Raw genomic sequence first — 273 nt, 5'->3', positions numbered from 1 at the left:
ATCATTCCACAGATTATTTCATTCTTCTTCTCGTACTTTGTATTGAAGATAAAGAATCCGGTAGAAGCTTTAGGTTGTGTAACCGGTGGTCGAAGTGCAAACCCAGCGTTCGCGGCATTGATGGAAAAAACAGGCAATGCAACTCCAGTATTCTCATTCACAGTGACTTACGCAGTAGCAAACGTGCTATTGACCCTTTGGGGACCAATCATCGTCGGCATTATCTCCGTCAACGCTGGTATGTAATTCAGATTATAACGTCAGTCTAAGACG

1 pseudogene is annotated in these 273 nt (G+C 43.2%); it reads left to right on the top strand.

The window, feature by feature from the left end:
* Nucleotides 1-246: pseudogene (locus AB4167_RS21520) on the top strand (aspartate-alanine antiporter); the annotation flags it as partial.
* Nucleotides 247-273: the final 27 nt, after the last annotated feature.

This window comes from Vibrio sp. 10N.286.49.E11 (assembly GCF_041469505.1).
GTDB lineage: Bacteria > Pseudomonadota > Gammaproteobacteria > Enterobacterales > Vibrionaceae > Vibrio > Vibrio crassostreae_C.
The sequence above is the reverse complement of the archived record's forward strand: the minus strand, read 5'-3'. Positions and strand labels throughout refer to the sequence as shown.